Origin of the sequence: Dyadobacter arcticus, assembly GCF_011762185.1 — a bacterium.
Classification (GTDB): Bacteria; Bacteroidota; Bacteroidia; order Cytophagales; family Spirosomataceae; genus Dyadobacter; species Dyadobacter arcticus.
On the sequence record NZ_JAASQJ010000001.1, the window covers coordinates 799,365 to 813,049 of the forward strand.

General features: G+C 44.1%; 10 protein-coding genes. 9 read left to right on the top strand and 1 reads right to left on the bottom strand.

What is annotated here, in order from left to right; genetic code table 11:
- Positions 1 to 28 precede the first annotated feature (28 nt).
- The 3 genes from FHS68_RS03450 (at position 29) to FHS68_RS03460 (ending at position 4,315) form a co-directional block, all read left to right on the top strand.
- The gene (locus FHS68_RS03450; RefSeq protein WP_167267230.1) at positions 29 to 2,320 is read left to right on the top strand and encodes a RelA/SpoT family protein; all 2,292 of its coding nucleotides are present in this window, start codon (positions 29 to 31) and stop codon (positions 2,318 to 2,320) included.
- Positions 2,321 to 2,445: 125 nt separating this feature from the next.
- Positions 2,446 to 2,946 carry a Fur family transcriptional regulator gene (locus tag FHS68_RS03455; RefSeq protein ID WP_167267232.1) on the top strand — a complete coding sequence of 167 codons (501 nt, stop codon included), beginning with the start codon at positions 2,446 to 2,448 and terminating at the stop codon, positions 2,944 to 2,946.
- A gap of 73 nt (positions 2,947 to 3,019) precedes the next feature.
- A complete protein-coding gene (locus tag FHS68_RS03460) occupies positions 3,020 to 4,315 on the top strand; it encodes an adenylosuccinate synthase (RefSeq protein WP_167267234.1) in 1,296 nt (431 codons plus the stop codon).
- A gap of 136 nt (positions 4,316 to 4,451) precedes the next feature.
- On the opposite strand, the gene FHS68_RS03465 is transcribed toward FHS68_RS03460, so the two are convergent.
- Complete coding sequence (locus tag FHS68_RS03465; protein WP_167267235.1) at positions 4,452 to 7,391, bottom strand: DEAD/DEAH box helicase; 2,940 nt, start codon at positions 7,389 to 7,391, stop codon at positions 4,452 to 4,454.
- Positions 7,392 to 7,667: 276 nt separating this feature from the next.
- On the opposite strand from FHS68_RS03465, the gene FHS68_RS03470 reads away from it, so the two are divergent.
- The 6 genes from FHS68_RS03470 (at position 7,668) to FHS68_RS03495 (ending at position 13,627) form a co-directional block, all read left to right on the top strand.
- Positions 7,668 to 7,829 carry a hypothetical protein gene (locus FHS68_RS03470; RefSeq protein WP_167267237.1) on the top strand — a complete coding sequence of 54 codons (162 nt, stop codon included), beginning with the start codon at positions 7,668 to 7,670 and terminating at the stop codon, positions 7,827 to 7,829.
- Positions 7,830 to 7,854: 25 nt separating this feature from the next.
- Positions 7,855 to 8,184: a hypothetical protein gene (locus tag FHS68_RS03475; RefSeq protein ID WP_167267238.1), complete on the top strand. Its 330-nt coding sequence runs from the start codon at positions 7,855 to 7,857 to the stop codon at positions 8,182 to 8,184.
- A 77-nt stretch (positions 8,185 to 8,261) separates the two neighbouring features.
- Positions 8,262 to 11,288: a sensor histidine kinase gene (locus FHS68_RS03480; RefSeq protein ID WP_167267240.1), complete on the top strand. Its 3,027-nt coding sequence runs from the start codon at positions 8,262 to 8,264 to the stop codon at positions 11,286 to 11,288.
- 3 nt (positions 11,289 to 11,291) lie between these two features.
- Entirely contained in the window at positions 11,292 to 12,098 is an 807-nt protein-coding gene (locus FHS68_RS03485) for a LytR/AlgR family response regulator transcription factor (RefSeq protein ID WP_167267241.1), read from the top strand.
- A gap of 178 nt (positions 12,099 to 12,276) precedes the next feature.
- Positions 12,277 to 12,750 (top strand): DUF6252 domain-containing protein, encoded by a 474-nt coding sequence (locus FHS68_RS03490; protein ID WP_167267243.1) that lies wholly within the window; start codon positions 12,277 to 12,279, stop codon positions 12,748 to 12,750.
- A 151-nt stretch (positions 12,751 to 12,901) separates the two neighbouring features.
- Entirely contained in the window at positions 12,902 to 13,627 is a 726-nt protein-coding gene (locus FHS68_RS03495; RefSeq protein WP_208408152.1) for a hypothetical protein, read from the top strand.
- Positions 13,628 to 13,685: the final 58 nt, after the last annotated feature.

Genomic DNA, 13,685 nt, shown 5'->3' on the forward strand with positions numbered 1-13,685 from the left:
TTGGTAAAGCATACCAATACATATAGCAGTGGAGCAACTCGTTGAACCCCTCATCATTGATCTGGAACAGGAGCGTAAAGATATTCTAAAAAAATACCGCCGGTTATTACGTACAGCCAAGCCATTTTTAAAGGATAATGATGCTAAATTAATCAAAAAAGCCTTTTATACCTCCGTTGAAGCGCATAAGGAAATGCGTCGCCGGTCTGGAGAACCATACATTTACCATCCCCTTGCAGTAGCCCAAATCGTAGTTGAAGAGATTGGTTTGGGGACTACGGGTATCGTTGCAGCCCTGCTTCATGATGTCGTTGAGGATACGGACATGCGTATCGAAGACATTGAAAGGCTTTTTGGTAAAAAAGTAGGCAAGATCATCGATGGCCTGACGAAAATTTCGGGTCGTTTTGAATACGGAACTTCGCAACAAGCTGAGAACTTCCGGAAAATGCTGCTCACACTTTCGGATGATGTAAGGGTGATTTTAGTAAAGCTGGCCGACAGGTTGCACAACATGCGTACGCTGGACAGCATGCCCAGGGATAAGCAGCTGAAAATCGCTTCCGAAACAATTTTTATCTATGCTCCGCTCGCGCACCGGCTTGGTTTATACAGCATTAAATCGGAACTAGAAGAGTTATATCTCAAATATACCGAGCCACAGGAATACCGTGCAGTTGCAAGAAAGCTGAGAGAAACGAAAGGCATTCGTGACCGCTTTATTGCAAAGTTCATGGAGCCTATTGCGCAGGACCTGGAAGCGGCAGGACTTAATTTTATCCTCAAAGGCCGTCCCAAATCGATTTATTCGATCTGGAACAAAATGCGCAAACAGAATAAGCCTTTTGAAGAGATATATGATCTTTTCGCAATCCGGATCGTGTTGGAATCTTCGGCTGAGAATGATCGGGAAAAAGCGATTTGCTGGCAGGCCTATTCCATTGTTACTGACCATTATAAACCCAATCCGGACCGTCTGAAAGACTTTCTGAGTACGCCGCGAGCCAATGGTTACCAATCATTGCATTCGACTGTCATGAGCAAGAGTGGGCAGTGGGTGGAAGTTCAAATCCGTACCACCCGTATGGATGAGATTGCGGAGAAGGGTTATGCAGCACACTGGAAATACAAAGGAAACGATACCAAAGTACGTGGCAACATTGAGCAATGGATCACGCAAGTCCGTGAAACGCTTGAAAATGGATTCGGCGACAAAACAGCAGCCATAGAGTTTCTGGATGAGTTCAGAAGCAATCTTTTCAATGAGGAGGTTTTTGTATTCACGCCAAAAGGAGAACTGAAAGTATTGCAAAGCGGCGCAACCGCACTTGATTTTGCATTTGATATCCACTCCGAGGTAGGTGCGCATTGCATGGCAGCGAAAGTAGGTGGTATACTCGTACCGATCAGTTATGTGCTAAATAATGGTGATCAGGTCGAAATCATTACTTCGAGCAAACAAAAACCGAATGAAGACTGGCTTAGGGTAGTTGTTACTTCCAAAGCGAGGGCACGGATCAAGGATTTTCTCAAAGAAGACAACCGTCGTTACGAAACTGACGGGAAACAAATCGTTGAAAAAAAGCTGAAAGTCCTGGGTATCGACCTCACAGCCGAAGTCGTCAATCAGTTGCGTGCTTTTTTTGAATGTAAGACTGCGGCCGACTTTTTTTACAGAATAGGAAAAGGCTACATTCAGCCGGATGAATTAAAGCGCTTCAAAAGAGATAAGGAAGCCAAAGAACGCAAATCATCAGACGTTGTTCATACCCCTCCGCTGCCTGGTAATCATACAGGAGACGGAAAGACAACAACAAAGTTTTTAAAACACATCCATGGCGACCGTGCCGACAGCGATACGCTGCTGATCGGTGACGACATGGATAAAATTGACTATAAACTAGCGCCTTGTTGTAACCCGATCGCCGGAGATGACGTGTTTGGTTTTGTTACCATTAATGAGGGTATCAAAATCCACAGGACAACCTGCCCGAATGCAGCGGAACTGATGTCCAAGCATGGGAACCGGATCATCAAAGCAAAGTGGGAGTCGAGTAAGGAGGAAGCGTTCCTTGCAGGTTTATATCTTTCGGGGACAGACAGGGTAGGCTTGGTCAATGATGTGACCAGGATCATTTCCAATGAACTGCACATTAATATGAGGGGTTTGACCATTGATACAAAAGATGGTGTTTTCAATGGGGATATCAAGCTCTATGTTCAGGATACGCGACATTTGGATGTGCTTATTGATAAATTGGAGCAGGTTGAAGGCGTTTATAATGTGCAGCGTTTTGATACCAATCTCAATGTCAAATAATAGTACGAACGATTCTGGCAACCCGTTGTTATTGAGTTTGTAATGCGTAACAGAGCGGTGTAAAACGGTCAGATTAACTGTGATTTAAGTAAAAAAGCGTATTTTCGCGCAAGAATATCAGAGATATGCCACAAGCCAGCAAACCAAATTTCGAAGCCGCAAAAAAGATCTTAACGGCTTATCTGGAAAATAAAGGACTTCGTAAAACACCCGAGCGTTTTGCGATATTGGAAGAGATCTACAATCGGGAAGATCATTTTGATGTGGACGAACTTTACATCAGCATGAAAAACAAACGGTACCGGGTGAGCCGCGCCACAGTTTATAATACATTGGACGTTTTGGTGGATTGCGACCTGGTTACCAAGCATCAGTTTGGAAAAAATCTGGCCCAATTCGAAAAATCATATGGTAACAAGCAGCATGATCACCTTATTTGTACGGACTGCCATAAGGTGATGGAATTCTGCGATCCGAGGATCCAGAGCATTCAGAATATGGTGGGCGAAATGCTGAATTTCAGCGTGCTTCATCATTCGCTTATTTTTTATGGGAACTGTACCAAAGAAAATTGCCAGAACCGGAATGAAGTCCGGGAGGTGAGTGCAGTTTACGAGGACCGATAGCATTATCATGAAGGCTCCGCTTTCCGTGGAGCCTCTATCTTTCACAAATTAAGTCTCAGTAATCATACATTGAATGAAAGTTGACGTACTACTTGGTCTCCAATGGGGAGACGAGGGAAAAGGAAAAATTGTGGATGTTCTTGCACCACGTTACCAGGTTGTTGCCCGTTTTCAGGGTGGACCAAATGCAGGGCACACATTAGAGTTTGATGGTATAAAGCATGTGTTACATCAAATTCCGTCAGGTATCTTCCGCAGCGATATCCAAAATATCATCGGAAACGGTGTTGTACTGGATCCCATCGTTTTTAAAAGGGAGATAGAAAACCTGGCAAAGTATAACCTCGATTTGTTCAGTAATTTGTACGTTTCTAAAAAAGCGTCCATCATCGTACCTACACATTCCTTGCTTGACGCTGCTTATGAGCGTTCAAAAGGAGATTCAAAGATTGGCTCTACGTTACGCGGTATCGGTCCGGCTTATCAGGATAAAGTTGCCAGATTGGGATTAAGAGTTGGAGATGTTTTGTCTCCGAATTTCGCTGCCAAGTATAAGAAACTCGTTGATGCCCATAAAGTTATCCTCGATTTCTATTCTTACGACTATTCAGACGTGCTTCCGCAGGCTGAAACCAATTTCTTTGCTGCTATCGAATTTATGAAGCAGTTTACATTGGTGAACAGCGAATACATCATTAACGACGCATTGGCCCAAAGCAAAACAGTTTTGGCAGAAGGAGCTCAGGGATCGTTGCTCGACATTGATTTCGGTTCATATCCTTTTGTAACCAGCTCCACCACCATGGCCGCTGGTGCGTGTACCGGGTTAGGCATTGCGCCGCATCAGGTGGGAGAGGTTTTTGGGATTTTCAAAGCATATTGCACACGTGTCGGCAGCGGTCCTTTCCCTACCGAATTGCTAGAAGAAATTGGTGAAAAAATGCGTGTTGAAGGCCGTGAGTTCGGTGCTACAACCGGCCGACCGCGTCGCTGCGGCTGGCTTGATCTGCCTGCATTGAAATATGCGATCATGATTAACGGGGTAACCCAATTGATTATGATGAAGGTGGACGTGCTTACTATTTTTGATTCAATTAATGTTTGCACAGATTATCGCCTTCCTGACGGTTCATTGACTGATCAACTTCCATATGATCTTTGTGATGAAACCGTTGAGCCCGTTTATAAAGAATTTAAAGGCTGGCAGCAATCATTGGACGGCATTCACGATTTTGACGCCATCCCGGAAGAGTTGCTTGCTTATGTGAAGTTCCTGGAAGAAGAATTAAAATTACCTATTACATTCATTTCAACCGGCCCCGATCGGGAAGCGTTGATCAGCAGAGAAGCGCCTGAGTTGTCAGTTTAGTTTTTTGTCAAGTTTAACTTCTGTGAGCTAGGTCAATATTTGTCACCCTGAGCCCTTTGTCACCCTGAGCGGAGTCGAAGGGCGTTTCTACTTGGTAGGAGCGCCCTTCGACTCCGCTCAGGGTGACAAATGTTTTTTAAGCCAGCAAATTCAGCACATCTTCTCGGCTGAGTGATTTTATGAAACCTTCCTCGTTTGAAATCAGGTCATCGGCAAGTTGCTTCTTGGTTCTTTGCAAGGCCAAGATCTTCTCCTCTACCGAATTTTTGGTGATGAATTTATAGGTAAATACCGTTCTATCCTGCCCGATTCGGTGCGCCCTGTCTACTGCCTGTGCTTCAATAGCTGGGTTCCACCACGGATCCAGAATGAAAACATAATCGGCCGCAGTCAGGTTAAGTCCCAGACCACCCGCTTTTAAAGAGATCAGGAATATTTTAATGCCTTCGTCGCCCTGGAATGTTTCGACTTGCTCCTGCCGGTCCCGGGTGGCGCCGTCGAGATACGCATATTTGATCTGTTTTTCATCCAGATAGTGTCTGAACAGGTCAAGATGCTTAATATACTGGCTGAATATCAAGATTTTATGGTCTTCGCTGATGACGGTCTGCATTTTATACAATACATCCTCGAACTTGCCGGAACCGTGATGATATTCTGAATCCACCATTGCAGGATGGTTCGCAAGTTGCCTGAGCCTGGTTAACCCTTGCAATACAACCAACTGTGATTTGGATATACCGTCAGCATCAATGCTTTGCAGGATAAGGTTACGGTAATAAGCCTTGGCCTCCTCATAGGCTTTCTCCTGCTCTTCCGACATATCACAGTATTGAATACTTTCCACTTTTTCGGGCAAATCCGTTGCTACCTGGGACTTTAGCCTTCTCAGTATAAATGGCCTGATCAAATTGTAGAGCCGTTTGGTTTTATCTTCATCGCCCCGCTTTTCGATTGGTATCTGAAATTCGTCCCTGAAAAAAGACTGACTGCCTAATAAACCCGGATTTACAAATGACATTTGTGACCACAAATCCAGCGTGTTATTTTCGATAGGCGTGCCTGTGAGAACCAGTCGATGCAAAGAATTCAGCTTTCTCACCGCTTTTGTAATAATGGAAGCTGGATTTTTGATTGCCTGCGACTCATCGAGAATAACGTAGTTGAACCGGTACTTTTCAATGATATCAATGTCGAGTCTGACGATCCCATAAGAAGTCAATATCAGATCGTATTGGTCAAATTGAGAGGTGTCTTTCTCGCGGTGTGTGCCGGTATAGAGTAAAACCTTAATGTCAGGCGTAAACCTCTTTGCTTCCAGCTGCCAGTTGTAAAGCAGGGAAGTAGGCATAATCAGCATCGAAGGTTTGTCTATCCCTGCCTCTTTTTCTGATTGCAGGAGTGCGAGGGTCTGAACTGTTTTACCTAGTCCCATATCATCAGCGAGGCAACCACCCAATCGGTATTGTTTTAAAAATTGCAGCCAATCGTAACCTGTTTTTTGATAAGGTCGGAGTACGCCAATAAAATTTTTAGGTGGATCAACGGGTTCTATCTGCTGGAAATTTCTCAGATTTTCGAGCTTCCGGCTAATTGTTGCAGTCGCAAGATTTTCTTCTTTCAATTCCTGGACAAGTGCGAGATGGTGCATGCGCAGCCGCAACTCATCGTCGTCACCATGCTCGGTAAAAGAGAAGAATTCAGAATATTTGGTAAACCACCATTCGGGAATAACCGCAATTTCCCCATTGGCCAGCAAAAACTCTTTTTTGCGATTTAGAATGTGATTTCTGAGCTGAATAAATGGGATTTCAAATTCACCGAATCTCACTTTGGCATGAATATCAAACCAATCCCTTCCCTCCTGAATGGAGATATCCAGCGACGAATAGCCCAGAAAGTAACGTTTGGCATCGCTCGTATTTTGCCGTACAGTAATGCCATTTTCGGCCAGAACATTAGCGTTTCCTTGCAACCAGCCAAAAGCCTGCGACTTGGGCATCTGCACTTTTCCGTTCCGCATATTCAGTCCCCATTCTTTCAGCAACCGTACATTCTGATTTTCCGTATCAATATTCCTTTTGACTTTATTAAAAAAATAATCATTTCCCTTTTTCTCCATGTGAACACTGGAGGGGTGGGCAAAGCTATCGTAGTGAAACGAAAAACCTGCGTATAGGAAGGACAAGTCGAATGCAACATCATTGTCCTCTTCTTCAATGATTTCCACATCTTCCGTATCAAGGAAAAGGACCGGCGTTTTTTTTGTTGTATTCGAATATTCGGAGATGGTAAGGACTGTTTTAGGGGACGAAGACACATTTCTGATCTCAAATCCGCGCGCAACCACATCATAGGAAGCAATTAGCGGCGCAACAAAACGGCCGTAGTACTGCTCCTCCATTGGCCCGGGAATGGCGATGAATTTTTTAGCAAGAAATGGCTTAATCTTCTTGCCATCCACATTACCCTCGAAATTGAAAAGATGCCCTTCTACGACCAGCCAAGCGGGGTCTTCGCAAATCAGAAATGCGTTTTTGTATTGGAAATCAAGCTTTTGGAGTTTATGGCGGATGGTTGGAAAGTAATGGGTGTTGTCCTCGTTGCGGATAAAATGAAAGCGGATCGTGGCTTTTTCCTCCTCCATCACAACAGGCTTCCAGAGCGGATTTCCATCGCTGCCCATAATAAACATATCTTTTCCGGCCAGCCTTTCCAGTATTTTAGCCTTACAGTTTTCAAGATATCCTGTAATGGCCTCCTGGATCGATTTATCGCCCTTTTGAGGGTCATAAACTTTCAGGAAAAAATCAATGGCATTCCACTTTTTGGTATTGAATTTCCTCAATATAGCGTCCTGCTGGATGTCATCAATCAGCTTAACTAACTCAACATCGTGAGTATCAATGCCGCTGCGGAACTCCTTAATGTTCTTGGAAGAAATGTTCTGGATTTGAAATGTAAAATCTCCCTGGGCATTTAGCTGGACGACAAATGTTTCAAAAATATACCCCAGGTACTCGTGGTTAAGAATTGAATAAACAATCTTAAACGGCTCTGAGGGAGATACTTTCATTGGTGGTCCTGCGCTATGAAATGTTGATGAAAAAAGAGAACAGACTTCCTGAAAAGGCCATCTTTTTACTTTGGAAAACTTCAAATATAAGTTAAAGTGGGGCTAAATAAAAGGCTTGTCCAGGTAAGTCCTCTGAAATATTTATGTAGAATATATTCAATTACAAGCCTCCATATATCAAGTGGATGCCGCCGGTTTTCCTCCTTTTCTTACCGGATTTCAATCCCGAGTGCTTTCCTACGACTTAGTGGACATCTTTAATATGAAATTGATCCTATGAACGACATAAAGAGTATGGGCTGGGGCGAACAAACGACAAAAAAAAGCCGCATGAAAGTGGTTCGACGAAGTCTGAAGCGATTCCTTGAAAAGGGTTTCGACTGGATTGCATTGCTCTTCATAACCCTGATCATCCTCCTCACACTTGTGTTTTTCTGATCATGTAACCCACTCAACCTCAGTCATGAAATCATTCCCGGCCTATTTTATTTTTAGCGTTCTTCTGGTTATCTGCTATTGTGAACGACAGCGCTCCTGTCCACCCCCGGATACTGCATTGGAAAAACCGCTTGCTGCTTCTAAGCTTTTCCCAGGGAAGTTTGCATCCAACGGCGGACCGTCGAAAATTCCGTCGTTCCAGATGCGGCTTCACATTCATCAGGATTTTATACAGGACTCTTATCGTCCTGCAAACTCCAAAACAAATGTCGATATCTTCGGCGCAGTGAATAATCCAAATGAGCTGTTAAACTGCAATTACCTGTGTTCGTTTCCCCTGAAGGATTTTCGCTGAGGGCGTTGAACAGTATGGTAACCCGGCGGCGTGGCTTTTAAGGGATAGTATAAAAAGGCTCCAATAAAAATCGGTTTATGAAGTATTTATGGGTTTTCCTGCTTGCTTTCAGCATTTCCTGGAAAATCAATGCTCAGATGCCGACGCTCACGCTGGAACATCTTACCACCAAAGATGGGCTTCCATCCAATGATGTATGGTGCATAACTAAAGACAAAGGAGGTTTTTTATGGATCGGTACCGGTCGTAACATTTGCAGGTACGACGGTTATGATTTTCTCCGCCTCGATAGCCTGTTATTGGGCTACTGTTCCGGTGTATCCACGGATTCGAAGGGAGATATTTTTACTTCGGTTGACACAAGGGGACTGGTTAAAATTGATATTAAGACTCTTGAAGTAAGCACGCTGCTGCACAATAACTACGACGATTCAGATCCGGGTAATGACCTGCACGAACAGGGAATGGTTGATTCTCACGACCAGGTTTGGGTGTGCGACTATACGTCGGTCAAACGCTACGACCCGGCAACCAAAAAACTTCGACGTTACTCATTTAAGACCTCAGCCTCCGGCGGGGATGTTTACCAATATGCCAGCTTTTTTGAGGATTCTGAAAAAAAATTATGGATTGTGTCTGAACTGGGACTTTTCTGGTATGACCGCCGAAACGATAAACTGATTTGCGAGCTCGGGTCGGAAGCTGCTTTACCGAAGAATCGGATTCCAATGAGGTTGAGTAAAGCATCCTCCGATGCGGCAGGCAATATCTGGATTGGAGGTTATGCATATGGACTGATCCGCTACTCCCCGAAGGATAAATCTTTCAGCATCCGCAAAGCTGGATTTGAACATAGTAATGTTTTGTGTGTTCAGGAATCCCTTGACGAAAATGGCCGGAAGCTTCTTTTTGTAGGTACAAATGATGGTGTGAGCGTTTTATATCCTGAAAGCAATGAACTGTACCATCTGCCCGAATTCTATAATAACGGGATTAAGGTAAATGATATGTATGATGATAAGACCAATGGGATCCTGTGGATCGGTACCAGCGAAGGGGTTTATAAATATCGCTACCGGAATATCGGCATTAAGACCATCGCCATTCCGCCCAACATGGTCAGGCTTCCGGTCCAGGTAGCGAGCATACTGCCAATGGAAGCCAAAACCTATCTGCTCGGCCTCTCACATTCAGGAGTGATCAAATGGAATTCTGGAAATAATCAATTCGATTTGCTGCGCTATCCTTTCAATGCGATCACCCAGCAATTGCGCTGGATCAACGGTCGGCCGTTTGCTTTTACGGATAAAGGGGTTTTTGAAGGGGATTTGGCCAAAGGATCTTTTGCTTTATGGAAACCAGGTACGGAATTGTTCAAAAACCGGGATTTTCGTGATGGGCTGATGGACCGCAAGGGAAGACTTTGGATTGCCAATCTAAACGAAGGATTAAGGGTGATAGATCCGAAGACCAACACGGAACTCAAACTTTGGATGGACAAGGAAATGCGCAAACTGATCAATCTGAGTTATATCAAGGGTATTCTGGAAGGTCAGGATGGAAAGATTTGGATTGCTACCTGCTCTCGCGGACTGTTTTTTTATGACGAAAAACGCAGAGAATTCACTAACATTGAAAAACTCAAATTCAATAAGGGCCGAAGGCTTGGCGGGGATTGCATCAATGGAATGCAGCTTACCACGGACGGCTCAATCCTGGTTGCCAGTTGGGGAGGCGTCGCCAAACTCGCAAGTACGGGCCGGATACTCAGTACTTTTTCCTTCAAAACGTCAGCATTGAATGATACGTATTGCGCCAATATCGCGGAAAGCCAGGATGGGAACTTGTGGTTCAGTACCAACGAAGGCATTCACATTGCCAATCTAAAAACCCGTAGGATTCGCTACCTGACCACTATTGAAGGTCTTCGCAGCAATGCACCGGTCGGATTTTACTTCAAGCCGGATAAAGAATTGATACTTGGGCACACCAATGCCATTAATATTCTGAATGTGAACCAGCTGGGCAAGCAGGTTACCAGTCCGCAGATCGCGTTGAGTACGGTTGAGGTCAAAGGAAAAATACTTAAGAGTGATTTGGCAAAAGAAATTGTGCTTCAGCCAGATGAAAATGCGATTACACTGAATTTCTCCACGCTTAATTTTGAACCTACATCGCAAAATCATTATAGCTACCAATTGGATGGGTTTGAGTCCAGCTGGGTTGAAATGGGCAATCAGAATACCGTTTCTTTCACCAATCTCCCAGCCAAGTCCTACATATTAAGGGTAGTTAGCAGTAACAATTCGGGCATTAAGAGCGAAAAGCCGCTGACGATCCAACTCACTGTCAAACCATATTTTACGAACACCTGGTTTTTCAGGATCCTGATCGGTCTTACCATTGCCGCATTGATCGTGGGAATGATGCGATGGCGGTTTAATACGCTGGCTGAACGGACTCAATTGGATTTACAGATTGCGGAGTGGCGACTTAAAGCGCTTCAATCGCAAATGAACCCGCATTTCTTATTTAACTCACTCAACTCGGTGCAGAATTATCTGCTTACAAACCGCGGGGTAGAAGGTGCCAAGTACCTTTCCAAGTTTTCGAAACTGGTGCGGAGGATTATGGAAAATTCAAATCATCAATACCTGTCTTTTGAAAAAATCATTGATACATTAAAGATGTACGTTGAAATTGAGTCTTTTCGGTTCAATCATGAATTTACTTATGTGTTTGAGATTGAGGAAAATGAAATACTCCTGGACGCGCAGCTTCCGCCGATGTTATTGCAGCCTTATGTAGAGAATGCAATCTGGCACGGACTGATGCCTAAGGAAGGCGAGAAAAAATTGAAGATAATGGCTAAGCTTGAAGACAAACACATCATCTGCACCATCGAAGACAATGGGGTCGGGCGGGAGTTTTCGCCCAGGACAGAAGGGCATATATCGCGCGGACAAGAAATGACAAGAGGGATTTTTGACTCGCTACGCCGAAAGGACAGTGAAGCGAAACTGGAACTGATTGATTTGTTTGACGACGAAAATAAGCCTGCCGGTACCCGCGTAAGAATGATCATTCCAATTGAAAACGTATAAAAAATGCAGCAATCTCTTCGGGCAGTAATCATTGATGATGAAACCAATGCGCGTGAAGCCTTAACCAATCTGCTTCGTATTATCTGTCCGGAAGTAGAAATTTGCGGGGAAGCCAAAAATGCGGATCAGGGTATTGAATTGATTGGAAAAGTAAAACCAAATCTTGTTTTCCTGGACATTCAAATGCCGGGGAAAACGGGCTTTGACCTGCTGGCAAGCTTCGAAAAGGTTGATTTTGGGGTGATCTTTACGACGGCTTATCAGGAGTATGCGATCCGGGCCTTTCGTTTCAGCGCGATCGACTATTTGCTTAAACCTATCGATCCGGATGAACTGCAGACCGCAGTTGAGAAATTCAAATCGCAAATCGGCAGCGTTAACCCTCAGCAGCTTCAGATATTACAGGAACATTTGGATCCCGCAAAAAGTCCCAGGCTCATTCAGCGCAAAAGGAATGAGAACCAGCGCATTGCCCTGCCGACCGCAGAAGGTATCCATTTTGTTCAGATGACGGATATCATTCAATGCGAATCGCTGGGTTCCTATACAAAATTCCATTTGGTAAAAGGCCCTGCTATCGTCGTATCGAGGTTACTGAAAGAATATGAAGAGATTCTGGACAATTTCTATTTCTTCCGGGTGCATCAGTCCAACATTATAAACCTGGAACATATTAAGAGATATGTAAAAGGGGATGGCGGGCAGGTTTGGATGAGCGACAATACGGAAATTGAGGTTTCGCGCCGCCGCAAAGATGAGTTCCTAGCCCTACTGTCTGACTTTTATGTCAATTCAGGAAAATTAAAATAACCAATTTTGAGATAATTTCCGCCGCGTTTAAACCAAAACCGGCCTCACACACATTCTGAAAATTGACGCCTCCCGGTTGTATTAGTTTTGAAATGTCAAAGGGAAACAGGACAGCAAAAAAGATCCTAGACCCAGACTTAATCAAGATTTCAAAACAAAACAACAACTCAATTTCATTATGAAAACTTTACAATTCTTCGCAGCTCTAACTTTTATCAGTCTTATTGGTTTGACTTCATGCAGCAAAAAATCGGATGACGTAACGCCCGAACCAGATGCAACAGTCGGATTCAGTGTAAAAGTTGACGGAAAAGCTTACGCTCCTGATTACGCTTATGCACTTGCTAGTTTCCCTGGAAATGATTTGTACTATGCCATTTATGGTGTTGACAGCAAAACAAATGATGTTGTCGCTATCGCGTTACCAAATACTGTAAAGGAAGGAACAGTGCAAATCAATGAAACTAACTTTGCTGTGATGACGCTAAATAAAGAAACTTTTTCAACCATCAACGGCGGCACAGGAACGGTTACCATTAAGAAAAGAACGGCAACTTATGTTTCAGGTACTTTCAACATCGTAGTTATGGATCCTACCGGAACTAAAAAGCTCAATCTGACCGAAGGGAGTTTTAACGTAAATGTTCGTTAGTGGTTGAATCTTAACCAGATCTATACACACTGGGCTGTCTTTTAGGCAGCCTTTTTTGTTGCCGATTTTACTCACCTAAAAACTTTTCAAGTATATTGTAATACATAGTACCTTCTTATGCATATAACACATTTGAAAAGCCATGTTAGAAATGAAAAATTCCCTTAATCCTGATGATTTCTGGTTTCCCGGCCGCTGGGTTGGAGGCATCTCATTGATTGTAGGCCCGTTGCTGCTGCTAGTCGGCAGTGTTCTTCGTCTGCCTTTCGACTTTTTCTTTACCAATCAGCTGATCGCTTTTAAGCAACATCCAATGCGGATAATGACCGCATATAACCTATTTCTAGCGGGAAACATTTTGTTGTATCCGGCCATCATTACGCTCGCCACATTAATCGGGCGGACAAAACCGGGGTGGGCAATTTGGGGTGGGAATTTTGTACTGCTTGGATTATTTGCCAGGACATTTCACTACGGGATTAATCACCTGGCCTTTCAGCTGGTGGAAGTGCAAAGTCTTGGGCAGGCGACGGAAGCTGTGGCCAATTCTTACGGTGCTTTTCACATTGTAGCAACATTATCAGCGGCAATACTTTCGGGCTGGACAATATTGGCCATCGGAGCTTATCTTTCCAAAGCAATTGGTCTCATCCGGGCGATTGCTTTGGCTTCAATGTCGGCGTTGATGATAGGAGTCCTTAAAGGCAGTTCTATCGTATCCGTATTGGTCATATTGGGTCTATGCGTGGCAATGGTGCCATTGGGTGTGGAGGTATTGCGAAGCGGTCCGAAGCCGGGGCGGCTTGCAATTCTAAAATGGTCAGTACTAATGTTCCTTCTGATTGGCGTAATGTATTTTCTCGGGCAGGCGGGATAAATAGGTAGAGCCATGTTCAAGTGAAGGTTCCAAACTAAAACAGCCCCGGCATTGTGCC